The organism is Nostoc sp. (assembly GCF_036917515.1).
Classification (GTDB): Bacteria; Cyanobacteriota; Cyanobacteriia; order Cyanobacteriales; family Nostocaceae; genus Nostoc.
Genome location: NZ_JBALDE010000021.1, coordinates 66,752 through 85,416, shown reverse-complemented (window position 1 = coordinate 85,416; position 18,665 = coordinate 66,752). Strand labels below are relative to the sequence as shown.

Sequence of the window (18,665 nt, the reverse complement as noted above, 5' to 3'; positions counted from 1 at the left end):
CGTGGTTATGGTGCATTTTGAAGGGGTTGAATGTGTACGCTCGTTGTGCAGATGAGGGAATTTGCGTAGAAGTCAATACATCAAAAGTTTTAACATCTAGCTGAGTGCGATCGCAAGCTTTCCTCTCTGCGCTCTCTGTGCCTCTGCGGTTTAAGAGTGATTTATTGAACTACAGAGGCGCAGAGAACACAGAGAAAAGAGAAAATGCGTAACTCGTAAATTTATAAGACGATGCTTTTTAGGTTTAGCAGTGCTAAACCCCTACGACAGATGAAGTTAAAGTAGGGTGCGTTGCGCTGCACGACAACGCACTATCTTGATATGTCCTATTGCATTAAAATCTGACGGATTAAAATACTCATTACCTCGCCGGGTTGGCGGTTGGTAATAGCGGACTCCAATCGCCGATGCTGGCGTAGCCAATCACTTGCAGATAGTGAATTGTGCTAATAACTGCTTTTGGAGAACCTATTAATAGATGTTTAATCGGTTCTCTTTTCGGTAATTGATTTTCAGAAGATTGATTCAGGATGGATGTATTTAATTCGCCCTCTAAGTACTGTGTAATTCTGCTTGGGCGAAGTTGTGATTTTTTACAAACTTTTGTACTTGTGCCATCATTGTAATTGTCTCCCAGAATGGGGGTTTACAGAAAGACAATCGCAGATTCTTGGCAGAGGGCGATCGCCTTTCTTATTTGTATTTTAAAGTATGTTTTTATACTGATAAATACTCTATATCAAAAATAAATTAAAAGTAAAAAGTATTTATTTGTAGCTACAATTATTTTTCTGCTGTCGTTATTTGGTATCTAGAATTAAGATATGAGAACAAAAATATCGTCATAATTTATGAATTTTTTTTATGAATGACACACTTCTACAACGCATTACTCATAATCCATAAATCTGCCACGGTAAACCTTGTATTCGAGGACTTAATTATCCAGTTGAGTTTATTTTGGAACTGCTCATATCTGGCATGAGTACTGAAGAAATATTGAAAGATTATGACGATTTAGAATCTGAAGATATTTTGGCGATTACAACTTTTGCTTCACTCAAATAACCCTAAAAATTTCTGCCACAAGGAATTATTATTAGCATTATTTTTAACTTTACGGTTAGCACTCTTTTGAGCTTGAAGACTTTCTAGATTTTGCCGAACAGTAACCGTATTGGGATGATTCACCCCAAACACCTGCTGACGAATTTTTAAAGCTTGCAGAAACAGGGGTTCGGCTTGGTCGTAGCGTTCTTGAGATTTATAGAGACTTGCGAGATTGTTCAAGCTAGTGGCAACTGAAGGGTGTGCTTCTCCCAGCAGGCGTTTTCTCAGTTCTAAAGCTTGCAGAAACAGGGGTTCAGCTTGCTCGTAGTGTCCTTGAGATTTGTAGAGATTTGCCAGGTTGTTCAGGCTGGTGGCGACATAGGGATGTGCTTCTCGCAGCAGGCGTTTATAAAGTTCTAAAGCTTGCAAATACAAGGGTTCAGCTTGGTTGTAGCGTCCTTGAAAATTGTAGAGATTTGCCAGCCAGCCCAGGCTGCTGGAGAAATCGAGATTTTCTTCTCCCAAACGGGTTTTAACTGTTAATAATCCTTGCTCATACCAAGGTGCTGCTAGGGTATACAAACCCTGTCCTTGATAGAATTTACCCAAACCAGTGAAAACTGATGTTAAATTTTCATTCTGCACAACACTAATCAGATTTTGTGCCACCTCAGTTAAATGAGGAATTGCCAGTTGCACTGACTTGATATCCTCAAGGGTGAGAGATTGAGGTATTTTATCAGCAATTTCTACTAATGCTGCGGCAAAGGCTTTTTTGAAGTCATCGGCTGTGTTTAACCCTACTAATTTCCCCTGCAAAAACTCCCTAATTAAAGGATGAATTTTATAGCAACTTTCTCCTTCTGCTACGCTTTGAATTAAATGGCGCTGATAAAGTTGCTTTCTCGCCTCATCAACATCTACCTTCGCCCAATTTAGTTGCTGACTGACAGATTCAACTATTTGCCAAGGAATTATATCTGGGGCAAAGAAACTCAACAACTCACCGACATACTGTGTCATAGAATCGAGTTGCTGCCAGCTTAATTCAAATACGGCTTCTAATTGAGATTTTTGCTGGGGTGGTAATCGTTGTAAAATCTCTGCCAAAGACAAATTTGGATCTTCTGCCAAATACGCGCCGACTAATTGCACACCTAAAGGCAGATATCCCAGCCATTTACATAAATTTGCTGCCGTTTGTGGTTCTCGTTGCACCCGCCTATCATTCTCACCTAACAAAGCTATCAACAAATCCAAAGCATCGTTTGGTAACAGTTCATCCAAAGTTATCTGTTGAACTGTTGAACCGAGATTTCGCAACCGAGTTGTCATCAATATGCGGAAGCGGTTATCTGTTGGCAGGACTTGGCGAGATTTTCCCCAGTTAGTCACATCGTCAACATTGTCCAATACTACCAAGACCAGTCCTGTTTGTGGTTGCCAATTATGCCAGCACCATTTTGCTTGTTCCTGGGAAGTCAATAAGGTTTTTGGTACTTCCAGTTTCATGTAAAACTTAGCAAACTCTACAATCTCTGCTGCTAAATCTGGTTTTCTGGCATCTAACCAGCAAAGCCCACCAGGATAATTGACTTTGTAGCGATGTGCGTATTGTGTCGCCAGTTCAGTTTTACCGATTCCTCCCATAGCAGCCACAGCTAAAATTGCTGCGTTGTCATTTTGCAGCAACTTTTTATGTAGTTCTACAAGTTTCTCATCCCGCCCGACAAAGTTGGCGACACCCCGATAAGGAATATTATTTGGAGGAGATGAGTGTAACTGCTGAGTAGGATAATTATAGATACTAATATCGCCTTGATAAACTGTTCCACCCTCAACCTGAGTTTCCCATCCCTTAGCATTATCTTGGTTGCTTTGGTTCATGATGGCTCAATTCAAGAATTGGGCAGTGCATGATGAATGTTAATCTCACCGACATAAGCTGTTCCACCCTCAACTTTAGTTTGCCATCCCCTGGCATTGTCTTGATTGATTTGGGTCATATTGCTTTTATCTACTATTTTACCAGCCTGAATTTCACGAGCCAGTGTTTCTACTTCTTTAGCAAACTCCGGTTCTTCGTGTAAAATTATCTGTAAGTAAGCAGCAACTTTGTCTAAATCGGGTTTCGAGCCGTTTTCAGCAGCAACGAGGGCTGTTTCTGCTTTCCGATTTCCCTGTAACTTCTCCCAAATCTTTTTTCGCAGCTCATCCATTTTAACAAGGGCTGCTTCAGTGAATTTCTCGATAGTTTTCTCAAATGCTTTGGTAAAAGCGAGGGTTGCGATCGCACTAGCTGTGATTGGTTCCAAAGTATCCTACCTTATCTGGCGACATCTTCACTGATGGATACAATAACAGATGTTTAGATTCCAGACAGATAGAGGCTAATCCAGTTTCTCTAGTGAATGTACGCTTTAAGGAAAAACTTTCAACATTACTCACAACTGCTTCAACATTGATAAGCAACATTTGAATATTTGCCACAAATGTTTAAACATTTCTTATGAATGCTTCAATGTTAGTCACAATTGCTTCAACATTGATAAGAAACATTTGAATGTTTGCCACAAATGTTTAAACGTTTCTTATGAATGCTTCAATGTTAGTCACAATTGCTTCAACATTGATAAGAAACATTTGAATGTTTACAACAAATGCTTCAATATTTACACTTATCAGCGGACTAAGTGAAACGCAACAAAGCCCGAAAATGTTGGGTTTTGTTCCTCAACCCAACCTACGCTAGTTTTGGTTTGTGGTTAAAGCCCAAAACCTTATATTCAATTTACCTAAAATCTGCTGTCATTGAAAATTTCACAAAATCTCTTCTAACTTTACCAACAGACTATTTACTAAATCTACTAACCTGATATCATCTGTATCAATAATGTCACCATTAGCTAAGAGATTTTTTACAACCGATAGCCTTTCATCTACTTCAGAAATTCTCCAAGATTCATCTAAGTTTAGTGCAAAATCAAATAGCGATCGCTCTCCCAAATACTCTCTTACTTTCACAGCTACACTATCATTACTTACTAAAAATTCTTTAATAGTATCTAATTGAAAATTACCTAATATTTCATCCTGTCCCCAGGTTTCTAACCAGTCTCCCTCTATATCTTCAACGTAAATATTGACAAAATCAACTCCATAAGTTAACCAGTTCTGCTGCATTTGTCGTGCCGTCGCTAAAGCTTCAGCAAATGTATCTACTTGATTATTGCAATGAGTTTCTCTTTTATTAGGCATAAAAGCTGTAATTAGCACGTAAGTATATAGGCTAGACACAAATCTGAAATATCAAATTCCTGAAAGTTCACGAAAATTTTAAATATTTACCACCAGAAAGGTAATCACTGTTATACAGGGCCACGTTGACTAACTGGTTGACAAAATTAGTATCCTTGGGATTGTAACTTAAGAACAATCCTCTCTCGATTTCCCATGATCGCAGTGTATTTTGCCAAGCTTCGTACTTTTGGTGATTAAGTTCTTCAGAAACACTGGTAATTTGAATGCACAGTGGTTGATTGTTACGACTAACAATTAAATCTGTTGCCATAGAAAGGTCGGCTATATAACGCTGCCAAAAACTACCTTCTCGCTGAACAATATCTTGGGCTATTGATTTAATGATATCATCATCTACCTGATTAAATTCGCCTGCCATCAATTTTTGCTTCCAAATATAAAACTTGGAGTCACTTGCATTAAACCATCTGGGAAATAAATAACCATACCAATATCTCTCAATCGGCGTCATCAACTCGAACTTTGCTTTTTGTTCTTCTTCTGAAGGTAAGGATTTAATCATCAGCCATATTGTCGAATCCGTAATCACCTCTAGCAGAAAGGCAATAACAAAAGGTTTTGCAGTCAGGGAACCTGGCTTGATGTCTTTTACCCAACGATTGATTTCATCTAATCTTCTCGCTAAATTATGATCTATCGAGGAGGCTTGCTCGATAAGGGACTTTAGCTGATCCTTAATTTCTGTTGCTTGCAATCGATGTTCTACTTTCAGAAGATTACGCTTTTTTTACACATTGATAACTAGATTTTAACTTGAAAATGTATTTAGTTCATTTCCTGATGTAATCAAATATTCTCTAGTTCGATGCCCTGTATACGTAAAGCCTCCCGCAGTCGAGCAATTTCTTGCTCTGCTCGTTTGGCACGTTCTTCTGCCTGTTCGGCACGTAAACGTTCTTGTTCAACCAATTCCTCTGATGATAGTATCAATTGATTTTCAGTAGTAAAGAATCTTAATTTACCTTCATATACTCCTAAATAAAGTTCTAACTGCTGACTCCACAAACGTCCATCAGTAGTGGTTTGAATTTCTTGATACTTACCATCTACTAAATGAAATCCCTGAAGCTCCATTGTTACAGGGTCAAACCAGAAATAATCTGGTGTACGGAAGGTATCTTGATAAATTTGTTTTTTTAAACCTCGGTCAACTGCTGTGGTTGAACTTGACAAAATTTCTACAATCACATTCGGATATTTGCCATCTTCTTGCCAAACTACCCAACTTTTACGGTCTTTTTTCTCGGTTCCCAAAACTACAAAAAAGTCTGGGCCACGGAAATGTTCTAATTTTTTCTGGTTAGGACTGTAGTAAATCGTCAAATTGCCAGAAGCATAGAAATTTTGCCTATCTCGCCACCATAATTTTAGTATGCGAATCAGCAAATCGATTTGTTCTCGGTGTAGATCGCTTTCCAATGGTGGTTCATCACTCAGTATATCGCCAGGAGGAAAAATAACTTCGTTCTCTGAAATATTATCAGAGATGATTTCTAGGGTAGCAGGTTCAGACATCAGCGAGCGCTCCGCGATTATACGTTCATTTTACTGAAAATTCGGTAACTTGCAGACGGCTTTTAAAACTTGTAATAACTCAATTGCACCGGGAGATTCATTCAGATTTAATAATGGCATTAACTGATAAGTTGGCTGCTGGTCATGTTTTAAAGAAACAAATTGATAACGCAGTCCGTTAGTTGCCAAACCCCAAACAGATGGTTGTTGAGCTAAACTTTTAAAAGCATAAGTGAGTAATTGAGGTAAACCCTCACCCACTTCAAGCGCACTATTTTTTGTTTCAATTACTAGAACCAAAAATGGCGGCGCTATATTATTTTGAGGACAGTTGATTGCTAAAATATCCATCCGTCCGGTAATTCTTCTGTCTTCATCTTCAACTGCGATCGCAATGCTATCTTCCATTGTCAACCGAATCGGCACATCGTAAAATCCAGCTAACCGCATTAAGGGTGCAAGCGTTAAGAATTTAACTAAACCTTCAGATATTTTACCCAACCTGAGATAACGGTGGAAGTCCTTTCTAATTCGCAATAAATCTTGTTGTTCAAACTCTGTTAACGGTTCTAAATTTAAGAACTCTGTAAATGAACCAGTTGCAAGCTCTTCTAGTTTAAGAAACCGATGAACATCGTTGAGAGATAGGCTGCTAGCTTCGACGGTAAGCGTCATAATTTCAGGCGTTGTTTGTCAATACTAGTTATATTTTCCAACATTCGCAGTAGATAGGTTGCAATGTAACCTCAATACATTTCTTGAGCGCTTGCTTTTGCTAGATGAAAATCAATGTAAACTAAATAACTCAGCAATTTTTACCTAGCTTAACGAAAATCTAAACAACGTCTAGCACAACTAAGCTAAGAATAGTTTTTAGTAATAATAGCGTTTGTAAATGTAACCATGTCTCAACCAACTATAGAATCAATCCTCCAAGAGAAGCGCCTATTTCATCCTAGCTCAGAATTCTCGCAGAACGCCCATATTAAAAGCCTGGATGACTATCAGCGTATCTACGACAAAGCCAAAGCCGATCCGCAGCAATTTTGGGCAGATTTAGCGACAACAGAATTAGAATGGTTTCAAAAATGGGACACAGTATTAGACTGGCAAGCACCTTTTGCGAAGTGGTTTGTTGGCGGTAAGATTAATATTTCTTACAACTGTCTTGACAGACATCTCACTACCTGGCGCAAAAATAAAGCAGCATTGATTTGGGAAGGAGAACCAGGTGATTCGCGTACCCTGACTTATGCCCAACTGCACCGAGAAGTTTGCCAGTTCGCCAATGTATTGAAGCAACTGGGCGTACAAAAAGGCGATCGCGTTGGGATTTATATGCCGATGATTCCGGAAGCTGCGATCGCAATGTTAGCCTGTGCCCGAATTGGCGCACCTCATAGTGTAGTGTTTGGTGGTTTTAGTGCCGAAGCTTTGCGCGATCGCTTAATTGATGCTCAAGCTAAACTGGTAATCACGGCTGATGGTGGTTGGCGCAAAGATGCGATCGTTCCTCTCAAGGAACAGGTAGACAAAGCTTTAGCTGATGGTGCTGTTCCCAGTGTAGAAAATGTCCTCGTTGTCAAGCGCACCGGACAAGAAACTTATATGCAGTTGGGCGGACGCGATCATTGGTGGCACGAATTACAGAAAGATGCATCGGCTGATTGTCCTGCCGAACCAATGGACAGCGAAGATATGCTGTTTGTTCTCTACACTTCCGGCAGCACGGGCAAACCGAAAGGTGTAGTGCATACAACTGCTGGTTATAATTTGTATACCCACATGACCACCAAGTGGATATTCGACCTGCAAGACACTGATGTATATTGGTGTACTGCCGATGTCGGTTGGATTACTGGACACAGCTACATTGTCTACGGCCCCCTTTCTAATGGTGCAACCACGGTAATATATGAAGGTGCGCCCCGTACTTCTAATCCTGGCTGTTTCTGGGATGTGATTGAAAAATACGGTGTTAATATTTTTTATACCGCACCTACGGCAATTCGGGCATTTATTAAGATGGGCGAACAACATCCCAACGCGCGAAACCTGTCTTCGTTGCGTTTGTTGGGAACCGTTGGCGAACCGATTAACCCGGAAGCTTGGATGTGGTATCACAAAGTTATTGGTGGAGAACGTTGTCCAATTGTCGATACTTGGTGGCAAACGGAAACCGGCGGTATCATGATTACACCATTACCAGGGGCAATTCCCACCAAACCCGGTTCTGCAACTCTTCCCTTCCCGGGAATTATTGCAGATATCGTAGATTTAGAAGGAAACACCGTACCCAAAAAAGAAGGCGGTTATTTAGCAGTACGCCATCCGTGGCCAGGAATGATGCGGACAGTCTACGGCGATCCAGAACGCTTCCGCCGTACTTACTGGGAATACATTCCGCCTAAAGATGGTAAGTATATTTACTTTGCTGGTGATGGCGCGAGACTTGATGAAGACAGCTATTTCTGGGTAATGGGTCGTGTAGATGATGTACTGAATGTATCAGGACATCGACTCGGTACAATGGAAGTAGAATCAGCCTTAGTTTCGCATCCAGCAGTTGCAGAAGCGGCGGTAGTGGGTAAACCTGATGAACTTAAGGGTGAAGAAGTAGTTGCTTTTGTGACCTTAGAAGGCACTTATCAGGCAAGTGAGGAACTGAGTAAAGAACTCAAACTGCACGTTGTCAAAGAAATTGGTGCGATCGCGCGTCCCGGAGAAATCCGCTTCACAGACGCTTTGCCCAAAACGCGATCGGGCAAAATTATGCGGCGCTTATTGCGGAATCTAGCTGCTGGAGAAGATGTATCTGGAGATACTTCAACCTTAGAAGATAGAAGCGTGTTAGATAAGTTGCGAGAAAGTGTATAAACAATGCAAACTTCTCAAAATAAAAGTTTGTTAATAACAAACTAATCTAAAGCAATACTTAATAATGTAGGGTAGGCAAAACAGCCTGCCCTTTATTTATTAAGCAGGCTCGATTAAAATAGGTCTATAAATGAGAGATCCACTAGGGCAAAGAGCCGAAGCAATTTTTACAGTATTAATGACGGAATTTCACTCTCATGCTGGCCCTATTTTCAAGCCGCAGTTTTTAGGAAATAAATGGCAATATATTGATTTTATTGTAGAGTTGGTAGGGGCTGGTAAATCTGTTCCTTTTTTCTTTGTACAAGTGAAGACAACAAGAAAAGGTTACACTAAAAAATATAATCGTTTGAAGACGAAAGTGCCAAAAGAAAATGTAATTGGTTTAGCATCTTATCCAGCACCAACTTATATAGTAGGTATCGATGAAATTCAAGAGGTAGGTTACATAGTTTCTGCAAATGGTGAAAGTCTTAAGTCTCTGTCAAGCCTTTCTACTCAATTTAAAATTATCAGACAAAATAGAGAATTGCTATGGCAAGAAGTTGATAATTTTTGGAGCAAATACCATACTAATCAGTTAGTTTCAAAATTTGCTGATAGAGACTAGAGATAAAATAATGAAAGTTAAAGCACCTTGGTATATTAAAAGACGGGCAGAATCTCTTGCCGTTGTTTACTTAACTCGTCGTGATGACTTGATTATTTCTCAGCCAACACCAAATCAAGGATTAGACTTTTTAATCACAATTACCAAAGATGGAGTTTATACTGGAAGACTTTTTGGTGTTGAAGTAAAAGCAAGAGATTTTACATCTAAATTAAAGAAATATTATGATATTTTAAAGTTAAAAAATAGGTTAAATAAGCTAGAAAAGTTCAAAAATTTACCATTTCCAGTTTGCCTATTTTTCTTTATTGTAGAAACCGACCAAGGTTATTATAAATGGATTTTAGAACCTAAAATAAATGAACAAAAGCAAGTTAGCCTACACTTTAATGAAAATGATGATCTGAAAAAACTTGATGATAAAGAAATAGCTAATATTATTTTAAGGGTAAATAGTTGGTATGACCAGAGAAATAATACATGAGTATGCACATACCAATTTATTCTTATAAAAAAATAGTTGTGTTCGCCTATACCGGAAATTTTAAAAACACCGTAGAGTCAGCATATTGACACACTTCTTAGTGTATTGCAGACTTACTAATGCATCTATCACATTATTATAAGAATAGGACATTATTGAGGCATTCAGGCGATGAAGGTGAAGCGCAAACCCAAATTAGTATTTGTTCAATCTTTTAGCGGCATGATGCTGAGTGCGATCGCTCTCATGGGGATATCACCATTAGTGTTAGCGGTTCCTGGACAAGTTTCTTTACATTCGCCAGAACAGTCTGCACACAGACAACCACAAAAAATAGCACAAGCTTCAGGTACAGATACACCAGAGCGATCGCAGATGCTGCAACAAGCCAATGCTTTATTTAGTCAGGGAGACTTAACAGGTGCAGAAGAAAATTTACGCAAATTAATTAAAAAATTCCCAGAAGACGCCTTTGGACACTTTCAACTGGGAAATGTGCTTTTTCGGCAAAAGAAACCAGAAGATGCAATTAGCTCCTATCGAGAAGCCATTCGCCTCCGGCCAAAATACGCTCTAGCTTACAATGCGATCGGTGTTGTTTACGCTAGCCAAAGTCGCTGGGAAGAAGCCATTACTGAATATAAAAAAGCTCTGGAAATTAATCCTAATTATGGTGAAGGGCTGACTAATTTTGGAGTAGCATTGTGGCAAACAAATAAAAAAGATGAGGCACTATCTTCTTTAGAAAAAGCTTTAAATATTTTCAAACAACAGAATAGAAATGAAAAAGTTAACCAAGTAGAACGACTTTTAAAAGAGATCAAAACTACTGATGAGCATAATGTTTCCTGAAAATCAACAGGTAGATGAATGGTGTCAGATATGGTAATAATTAGGGTGTGTTGTTAATATTTCATGCACCCTACATTGTTACTTACCTTCTTTTACCAAATAATTTTCCTCATGTTATCAACTTTTTTCTTAAAATCTGATTGTTCTCTCAACCTATCTAATGGGCCTTTATATTTTTCAATTTCATCTATTAGTTCCTTAACTGCTGGAGCCGAAACTTTTAATTTCATCATGTTTAAAAGTTCACGATACTTAATTTTACATAAGTTATGCTGAAGTTTACTAGCAATCATTGTATTATTGAAAGACAAAATTGCCATAACTGCTTGAGTTGTGCCGAATCGTTCAATTAGAGACTTATAACTAGTTTCAGCATTGCGGGAGATTCCATTTCCATTAGTAATAAAAACTTCTACTAGCCCCAAAACATACTTTTCACGTATTTGAAGAGGAACTTGTCCCCTGTCGTTAATAAGTGTCTCTAATGCTTTTGCAAATGGTGGTTCATTATGGAAGTTATCCCACCCACGATGAGCATTAAGTAAGTTATCAACAGCAGTATCTATTTCTGCGGATAAAAGAGTTTCAGGAATATATGATTTGCCTGAAACTATCTCTAGAAACTCAAGGGCAAGCTTTGCTTCTAGTTGATCATTATTTGCAACAAACCTGCCATACTTAATCCCAAATTGTTGACGTGCCTGCTCATCGACTCTATCCCATAAATAAGGTATTAGCCTATGAAGATTTTGCCTTGTCTGTGGTGTTGTATCTAAACGCGTATATATGCCAAATAATCCTGATGCTAAATTGTTAGTTTGTTCTTGGTTAAGCTCTATAAAAAATGCTGCTATTTGTCTAGCATCTGATTCAGAAATATTATGTTTTTTAATATTTTTGAGAAATTTCTGTATTTCTATTGTTCCATTAGACAAAGGTAAAGAAATAACTTCTTTAATACAGGTTTCCAACCAAGAAATTAGGTTTAACCCCGTAATCTCATTCTGATTTGGATGAGCGGCACTCACCCAATTACGCATATATCTGATTGTGTCTAAATGCTTGTATCCAATCTCTGAAATTAATCCTATTTTTCTGCCACCCTCAATTAATTCGCTATCATTTACTTTAACTAAATCATCCTCTGAATTCAGATGTTTACGCTTTTCTGGACTATTTACGGCATTATCATAAAAATATGAAATATCATATTGAGATACCCGCTTTCTTAACTCTAAAATTGTTTCGTCCCACAAGTAATTTAATGCTGCATCAAATAAACCTGATGCTACAGCAGCAATATATTTAGAGATGTATACAGAACGGGGCTTCTGCTCATCATTAATCTTTGATAATACATCGGTGAGATTTTTAAAAACAATTACACGCTCATTTACTGAAACTAATACAGAGTCAGTTGGTAAACCTTGTTCTTTTAAAAAATCTAACACACCTGCTTCAAAGTTATTTAACTGGGAACTATAGCTTTGCTGTGTAATGATGTCCGATGAGTCCATTTTTTTACTTGGATTACTTTTATCAAATGTATTATAACTGTAGTATAAAAAACTGCAAACTTTCAGTGGTATACAAAATCATAATTTACAATGAAAATCATAGAAACCTTCGGTTAAAGCCTATGACTTCCTTATCGGCATTAACTTTACCTGACCACACCCAGTTACCAGACTCAGATGGTACATTTGTGAAAAACTGGCAAGAGCATCCCCAAAGTATCTTACTTACTGACTCGATTAAACTTGTCTTTGAGGAACTTCATCCTGATAGTCAATATTGTATTGGGCAAGATTTAGGTATCTACTGGCGATTGACAGATCCTCCTGAGAAAGGGGCTGAAGCACCAGACTGGTTTTATGTACCCAATGTACCACCGACCCTTGAAGGTAAAACGCGGCGTTCTTATGTGCTGTGGAAAGAGTACGTCGCGCCCTTGATTGTGATTGAATTTGTCTCTGGAGATGGTTCAGAAGAACGCAATAACACGCCACCATCTCAAGGTGAAGGTGGAAATGTTGGTAAATTTTGGGTTTATGAGCAAGCAATTCGAGTCCCTTATTATGGGATTTATGAAGTAGCAAAAGCGCAAGTGGAAGTTTACCATCTAATTGATAATACCTATCAACTGATGAAACCCAATGAACGGGGACATTACCCAATTGCCCCTATGGGCGTAGAGTTAGGAATCTGGCAAGGATTTTATCAAAATGCAGAGCTACCTTGGTTGCGGTGGTGGGATGCACAAGGAAATTTACTGCTAACGGGTGAGGAACGGGCGGAAGTTGAGCGACAAAGGGCTGAAACTGAACGACAGAAGCGGCTCTTAATTACAGAGAAGTTGCGTACTCTCTCTGCTGAACAACTCAACGCTTTAGGAATTGACCCAGAAATGTTAGATTAAGAAAATTCTCATCTATCAATATTATATCTTCATATATTTCTGTGTAGGGTAGCCTGTCGTAGGCATCGCACAACGAAAACCAACACTAACTAAATGCACTTCTTCCACTTTTTCATCAGGATAAAGTACCCAATATCCTTGCTCATTGCGGCGGAAGCATTCTACACTCATTCTATATGGTGAAATTAGCACATATTAACTCATACAACAAATCTAATGGGCGACAGCGCCACCAGTTGGCTTCACCTTTTTGAGGAATAAAATGGCAATTCCACTAACTAACAAAGCAATGCCAATAAAGTAGAAACAATCGTTAAAAGCCATTACAAATGCTTCCCGGCGAACGATGTTGGATATAGATGCGATCGCCTGATTTTGGGCGCTACTTAAATCTGCTCCGCGACTAATAAAATACTGCGTCATTTGGTCAATTCGCTGTTGAGTTTCTGGATTATATAAAGATACTCCATCACCCAATCTATTTGAGTGAAATTGCTCTCTGTTTGTTAATAAAGTTGCTAAAGAAGCAATTCCAATAGAGCCGCCCAGATTTCGCATCATATTAAATAAACCACTTGCCGAACCTGCTTCTTTCGGACTCAATCCACCAGTGGCAATAGAACTAAGCGGCACCATAATTAGGGGTTGTCCCATTGCGCGCACAAATTGCGACCAACGTAATTGATCTAATCCTGTTTCATTAGTCATTCCAGAGTTCATAAATGCACTGATGGAAAACAAAGTCACACCAATAGCTACCATTAACCGCACGTCAATGCGTTGCATTAATTTCGGGATGAGGGGAATAATAAACAGTTGGGGAATACCAGCCCAAATTAATACTTCACCAATTTGCAGAGCATTGTATTTTTGAATTTGAGCGAGATATAACGGTAAAATATAAATTGAACCATACAATCCTACTCCCAACGACACATTAACAATACTGGCTAATCCAAAGTTCCGCCTAAGTACAAGCCGTAAATCAATAAATGGTTGTTTACGAGTTAATTCTATAAAGAAAAATATCGCCAAAAAAATTACTGCAATTACACTTAAGCGTACAATCAACGCTGAACCAAACCAATCTTTGCGGCTACCTTCTTCTAAAACAACTTGCAGGGAACCTAACCCAATAGCCATCGCAATAATTCCCCACCAGTCACCTTGTTTCAGTAAATTAATTTGGGGTTTTTCTGGCTTAATTCCATACCAAACACCAGCCAGCATTAATATTCCTGGAATTATATTTATATAAAAGTTGTATTCCCAACCAAAGTTTTCAGTTAACCAACCTCCTAATGTTGGACCAATTGAGGGTGCAAAAACTGCACTAAACCCAAATGCTGCTAACCCAACTGATTGTTTTGATTGGGGTAAAGTTGTTAAAACAACTGTCATAGCTGTAGGAATTAATACTCCGCCGCTAAAACCTTGTAAGGCGCGAAAGAAAATCATGGAATTAAGATCCCACGCCCAACCACAGCAAATAGAAAAGAAAATAAATAGTGCAGTATTGACTAATAAATAACGTTGCAGAGAAAATACTCGTGACAACCATCCTGTTAGAGGAATTACCACAATTTCTGCTACGAGATACGCGGTAGAAATCCAAGAACCTTCCTCGAGAGTTGCTGCTAAACTTGCTTGAATATCTTGCAGCGAAGCATTAGTTATTTGAATATCCAATACCGCCATAAATGCACCAAGCATACTGGCTAATACACCAATCCAGGTTTTTAGCGGTACACGCTCTGGTGGCAAAGCAGGATTTTGCCCTTGCTGACGAATTACACCTGTATTAGCCATAATTTTGTTCCATTTTCAAGGTTAAGTAGCAAAAAATGTTATTTTAATTTTTATACCAATATATTCTTTGCCTCAACGTGAGCTTGAATTAGCTTCGTTACAAATTAAAAAATAATTGCTATTGAAAGCTACATTAAGGTAAATCTAAATTTCACTGCGGTTATTTATCTTAAACTTCTTGAGTCGTAATAATCCCCTTTTGCTCATAAATTGGACGCATTATTTTTCTTAAAGCAGGCAACTGTTTGCTAAAAATAATTGACCCTAAAATACAAGCTATCCCATCAATCATTAAAGTGTTAGGAGCGCCAATATGACTTGCTAAAAAACCTCCTAATAAATTACCCACGGGAATCATCCCCAAAAATGACATTGTATATAAGCTCATCAATCGCCCGCGTTTATCATCCTCAACAATTGTTTGTAAAAATGTATTGCTAGCAGCAATCTGGAGAATTGTTCCTAAGCCAACGAATAACATTGTAAATAAAGAGAGTGGTAAAAATCGAGACAAAGAAAAGGCAATTAAACCAATTCCCAAAATTGCTGGAGCTAAAGCAATCAATTTCCCAATTCCTAAGATTGTTTGGCGTGTAGCTAAATAAATACCACCAGTTAAGGCTCCAACTCCAGATGCCGCCATCAAAAAACCCAAACTTTCTGCACCACCTTTGAGAACTTGTTCGGCAATAACTGGGACGAGAATAGTATTTTGCAGCCCCATGAAGCTGACTAAAGCTGATAGCAATAAGACAGAACGAATGGGTGGAAAGCTAAAGGCATATACAAATCCCTCTTTGACTTTTTGTAAGGGATTACCCTCAGTTCCCAAATTTTTCCAAGGTTTAACTTTCATTGCCAATAAAGCGGCGATTACAGCAACGTAGCTCAAACCATCAATTAAAAAACAATAGCCAGCTCCAATGCCAGCAATTAATAAACCGCCGATCGCAGGGCCAATTAATCGCGCACCGTTAACCATCGTGGAGTTGATAGCGATCGCATTGGCTAAATCTCCTTTGTGTTCAACCAATTCTGGCACAAAAGCTTGGCGGGCTGGCGCATCTAAGGCGTTAATAAATCCTTGAAACAAACTCAAGGCGATGATCTGCCATACCTCAATCACTCCAGTTAGCGCCAGTACTGCTAATGTTAACGATTGAATCATTGCCAAGATTTGTGTACCAATTAAGGTACGATATCGAGAAAAGCGATCTACAAATACTCCGCCAAAGGGAGCTAAAAAAAAGTTAGGAATTTGACTTGAAAATCCTACAACTCCTAGCATTAATGGAGATTTTGTCAAGTCATAAACTAGCCAAATCGTGGCAAGTTGCGTCATCCACGTCCCAATTAGGGAAATACCTTGTCCAGCAAAAAACAGCTGGTAGTTTCTTGACCTTAAAGCAGGTAGTAGGGATTTTTTCATGTCAGGCTTGTTTTATACCAATCTGCTTTTATAGATATCATCTCACCTGATCTCTATACGCCTCTCTTTAGATGTAGGAGAATGTTATAAGCAGAAAGAGGTTTTTCATCTGTTTTAAGCCGATTTAGTATTACTTTACTTCCACAGCAACTTCCGCAGACATCCCAGGAGTAATCCGCGATTCGTATCCTTGAATGCTCTTTTGGTCGAAAACTATTTTAACAGGAATGCGTTGGACAACTTTAGTGAAGTTACCTGTAGCATTATCTGGTGGCAATAAAGCAAACTGAGCGCCGGAAGCTGGGGAAATACTGTCAACACGACCAATAAAGTTGTGATGAGGAAAAGTATCCAGCTTGATTTCTACTGGCTCGCCTGGACGCATCTTTTCTAATTGAGTTTCTTTGAAGTTTGCAACTACCCAATACTCGTTATCCACGATCGCCATTAATGGTGTTCCCGATTGCACTCGGTTGCCAATTTCCACGTTTTTTCTACCTACCCGTCCAGCACTGGGGGCGGTAACATTGGCATAAGATAGTTGCAATTGTGCGTCTTTGAGCGATGCTTCTGATTGGGCGATCGCTGCTTTTGCTGCTTCGTATTGACTACGCTTAACTGTTGTATCTTGTCCGCCTGCGGTAGCTTGTTGCAATCCTCCCTTAGAGGCTGCCAATTTAGCTTGGGCGTTGGTGACATTTTCTTGCGCTTGTGCCAACTGAGACTGGGCTTTGGCGACACCAACTTTGGCGGAGGCTAACTGGGCTTGGGCTTGTTGTACTCCCTGAATCGCGGCATTTTTCTGTGCTTTGGCTACATCATAAGCAGCCTTGGCTGTGTCTAGTTGCTGACGAGGAATCGCACCTGTTTTATACAATTCGTTGTAACGATTGTAATCTGCTTGGGCTTTTTCCAAATTCGCGTTTGTTTGCGCTACCTGTGCTTGGGCGGCGGGAATTCCAGCTTGAGCTTCTTGTACTGCTGCTTGGGCAGCGGGAATCCCAGCTTGGGCTTCTTGTACTGCTGCTTGGGCTGTAGAAATTGCTGCTACTGCACCACTGACATCTCCTTGCGCTTGAGTTGTTTTACCAGTAGTGGTTTGGGAACTCAAAGCAATATTTGCTTGGGCGGCTTGCGCCTGACCACGAGCATTTTCCAGGGCTGCTTGTGCCTGTTGCACCTTACTTTGATAGTCCCGTGGATCTAACTTCACTAACAATTGTCCCGGTTGCACCAGTTGGTTATCATTCACTAGCACCTCACTTATAGTTCCAGGAATGCGGCTACTAACTTGGTGAATATTTCCCGCAACGGTGGCGTTGTCTGTTTCCTGGTGGGTGGAGGCGTATTGCCAGTAGTGAAGACCAAAAGTACCTGCGGCGATCGCACCTACACCTAATCCTGCCAAAATTAAACCAGTCGGTCTTTTGGGCTTCGGTTTCGCTGGAACTTCTTTCTCTGTCTCAGGAGTTACAACAGGTGCTTCTGCTGTTGCGGATGTCTCTGTCTGTGTAGTAGCAGTTTCTAAAGTCTCTAAATCAGGAATCACTTCTTTTTCTAAAATTATGGTCTTGTGTCCGTTGCGTCCATTCAAGGTATTAGCACCCATGATTGTTACCTCGCTTGCTCATTCAATAATCTGATTGATAGTCGTTTATTTAGAATGCGTAGTTTTTTCTGAAAAAAATTCTTATTTCCTTAGTATGCGTAATATTATCTCAAAATATATCTTTACACTGCCTCCCCCGGTCGGGTGATTATAAAATCATCTTTAGGAGAGGTTAGCGATCGCTCGATTCAACATTTGAGAAAACAGTTCTCGGTCAGCAAAGGAAATACCTTCCATCGCTTCATCACGCACGGCTGCGGCGATTGGTGGCAAAACAGCTTCTAGTTCCTTACCTGCATCCGTGAGCCAGATCCGCCAGATGCGGCGATCATGAACATCGCGTTCTCGACGCACCAAGCCGCGTTCTTCCATCCGATCTAATACGCCTGTTAAAGTTCCTCCCACTTGTTTGAGTTTTTCACCAATACTAGAAGTAGGTAAACCATCTTCTTGCCAAAGACAGCACAACACCAACCAGTGAAATGGCGTAAGTCCAAAGGGTTCTAATCTCTCAGTAAACTTGCGAGTCAGCAGTTGTGAGACTAATTTGATTCTGTAGCCCAAATTATATGGTGCCAGATTTTGCTGCCACGACTCTAAAGGTGGGGAGTAATTGGATGTAGAAACCATTTAAGCAAATACTTAGTACACGTAATATTATACTTAAATCAATATTATTTAACAATACTT

18 protein-coding genes and 1 pseudogene are annotated in these 18,665 nt (G+C 39.5%); 6 read left to right on the top strand and 13 right to left on the bottom strand.

All coding sequences use genetic code 11. The features are described 5' to 3' along the window. Positions 1-326: 326 nt before the first annotated feature. Positions 327-532, bottom strand: a pseudogene (locus V7K89_RS02435) (hypothetical protein). Positions 533-906: 374 nt separating this feature from the next. Here V7K89_RS02435 and V7K89_RS02430 point away from each other — a divergent pair. Beyond that, a complete protein-coding gene (locus tag V7K89_RS02430; protein WP_335184213.1) occupies positions 907-1,068 on the top strand; it encodes a DUF433 domain-containing protein in 162 nt (53 codons plus the stop codon). Here the strand turns inward: V7K89_RS02430 and V7K89_RS02425 are convergent. The 6 genes from V7K89_RS02425 to V7K89_RS02400 all read right to left on the bottom strand — a co-directional run bounded on the left by V7K89_RS02425 (position 1,057) and on the right by V7K89_RS02400 (position 6,561). Next, a complete protein-coding gene (locus V7K89_RS02425) occupies positions 1,057-2,937 on the bottom strand; it encodes a tetratricopeptide repeat protein (protein ID WP_335184163.1) in 1,881 nt (626 codons plus the stop codon). The two genes, V7K89_RS02430 and V7K89_RS02425, sit on opposite strands and share 12 nt — an antisense overlap. 11 nt (positions 2,938-2,948) lie before the next feature. Further along, positions 2,949-3,365, bottom strand: a complete 417-nt coding sequence (locus V7K89_RS02420) for a hypothetical protein (protein ID WP_335184162.1) — start codon at positions 3,363-3,365, stop codon at positions 2,949-2,951. A 505-nt stretch (positions 3,366-3,870) separates the two neighbouring features. After that, a complete protein-coding gene (locus V7K89_RS02415) occupies positions 3,871-4,308 on the bottom strand; it encodes a hypothetical protein (protein ID WP_335184161.1) in 438 nt (145 codons plus the stop codon). Positions 4,309-4,375: 67 nt separating this feature from the next. Further along, a complete protein-coding gene (locus tag V7K89_RS02410; protein WP_335184160.1) occupies positions 4,376-5,065 on the bottom strand; it encodes a hypothetical protein in 690 nt (229 codons plus the stop codon). Positions 5,066-5,157: 92 nt separating this feature from the next. After that, positions 5,158-5,886: a Uma2 family endonuclease gene (locus tag V7K89_RS02405; protein ID WP_335184159.1), complete on the bottom strand. Its 729-nt coding sequence runs from the start codon at positions 5,884-5,886 to the stop codon at positions 5,158-5,160. 30 nt (positions 5,887-5,916) lie between these two features. Beyond that, positions 5,917-6,561, bottom strand: coding sequence for a restriction endonuclease subunit R (locus tag V7K89_RS02400; RefSeq protein WP_335184158.1), 645 nt, complete (start codon positions 6,559-6,561; stop codon positions 5,917-5,919). A 228-nt stretch (positions 6,562-6,789) separates the two neighbouring features. Here V7K89_RS02400 and acs point away from each other — a divergent pair, with 228 nt between their 5' ends. The 4 genes from acs (at position 6,790) to V7K89_RS02380 (ending at position 10,709) form a co-directional block, all read left to right on the top strand. Then, a complete protein-coding gene (gene acs / locus V7K89_RS02395) occupies positions 6,790-8,763 on the top strand; it encodes an acetate--CoA ligase (RefSeq protein ID WP_335184157.1) in 1,974 nt (657 codons plus the stop codon). Positions 8,764-8,893: 130 nt separating this feature from the next. After that, positions 8,894-9,373, top strand: a complete 480-nt coding sequence (locus tag V7K89_RS02390) for a DUF4365 domain-containing protein (protein ID WP_335184156.1) — start codon at positions 8,894-8,896, stop codon at positions 9,371-9,373. A 10-nt stretch (positions 9,374-9,383) separates the two neighbouring features. Beyond that, positions 9,384-9,857, top strand: coding sequence for a DUF4365 domain-containing protein (locus tag V7K89_RS02385; RefSeq protein ID WP_335184155.1), 474 nt, complete (start codon positions 9,384-9,386; stop codon positions 9,855-9,857). Between the two features lie 171 nt (positions 9,858-10,028). Then, positions 10,029-10,709, top strand: a complete 681-nt coding sequence (locus V7K89_RS02380; RefSeq protein ID WP_335184154.1) for a tetratricopeptide repeat protein — start codon at positions 10,029-10,031, stop codon at positions 10,707-10,709. A 92-nt stretch (positions 10,710-10,801) separates the two neighbouring features. Here the strand turns inward: V7K89_RS02380 and V7K89_RS02375 are convergent, their stop codons facing one another. After that, positions 10,802-12,226 (bottom strand): hypothetical protein, encoded by a 1,425-nt coding sequence (locus V7K89_RS02375; RefSeq protein ID WP_335184153.1) that lies wholly within the window; start codon positions 12,224-12,226, stop codon positions 10,802-10,804. Positions 12,227-12,348: 122 nt separating this feature from the next. On the opposite strand from V7K89_RS02375, the gene V7K89_RS02370 reads away from it, so the two are divergent. After that, complete coding sequence (locus V7K89_RS02370) at positions 12,349-13,128, top strand: Uma2 family endonuclease (RefSeq protein ID WP_335184152.1); 780 nt, start codon at positions 12,349-12,351, stop codon at positions 13,126-13,128. Between the two features lie 21 nt (positions 13,129-13,149). Here the strand turns inward: V7K89_RS02370 and V7K89_RS02365 are convergent, their stop codons facing one another. From V7K89_RS02365 to V7K89_RS02345, 5 genes are all read right to left on the bottom strand, one after another. Further along, positions 13,150-13,299, bottom strand: coding sequence for a hypothetical protein (locus tag V7K89_RS02365; RefSeq protein ID WP_335184151.1), 150 nt, complete (start codon positions 13,297-13,299; stop codon positions 13,150-13,152). Between the two features lie 42 nt (positions 13,300-13,341). Further along, the gene (locus V7K89_RS02360) at positions 13,342-14,937 is read right to left on the bottom strand and encodes a DHA2 family efflux MFS transporter permease subunit (protein WP_335184150.1); all 1,596 of its coding nucleotides are present in this window, start codon (positions 14,935-14,937) and stop codon (positions 13,342-13,344) included. Positions 14,938-15,106: 169 nt separating this feature from the next. Next, positions 15,107-16,366 (bottom strand): MFS transporter, encoded by a 1,260-nt coding sequence (locus V7K89_RS02355; protein WP_335184149.1) that lies wholly within the window; start codon positions 16,364-16,366, stop codon positions 15,107-15,109. Between the two features lie 130 nt (positions 16,367-16,496). After that, positions 16,497-17,975, bottom strand: coding sequence for an HlyD family secretion protein (locus V7K89_RS02350; RefSeq protein WP_335184148.1), 1,479 nt, complete (start codon positions 17,973-17,975; stop codon positions 16,497-16,499). Positions 17,976-18,137: 162 nt separating this feature from the next. Then, positions 18,138-18,605 (bottom strand): MarR family winged helix-turn-helix transcriptional regulator, encoded by a 468-nt coding sequence (locus V7K89_RS02345; RefSeq protein ID WP_335184146.1) that lies wholly within the window; start codon positions 18,603-18,605, stop codon positions 18,138-18,140. Positions 18,606-18,665: the final 60 nt, after the last annotated feature.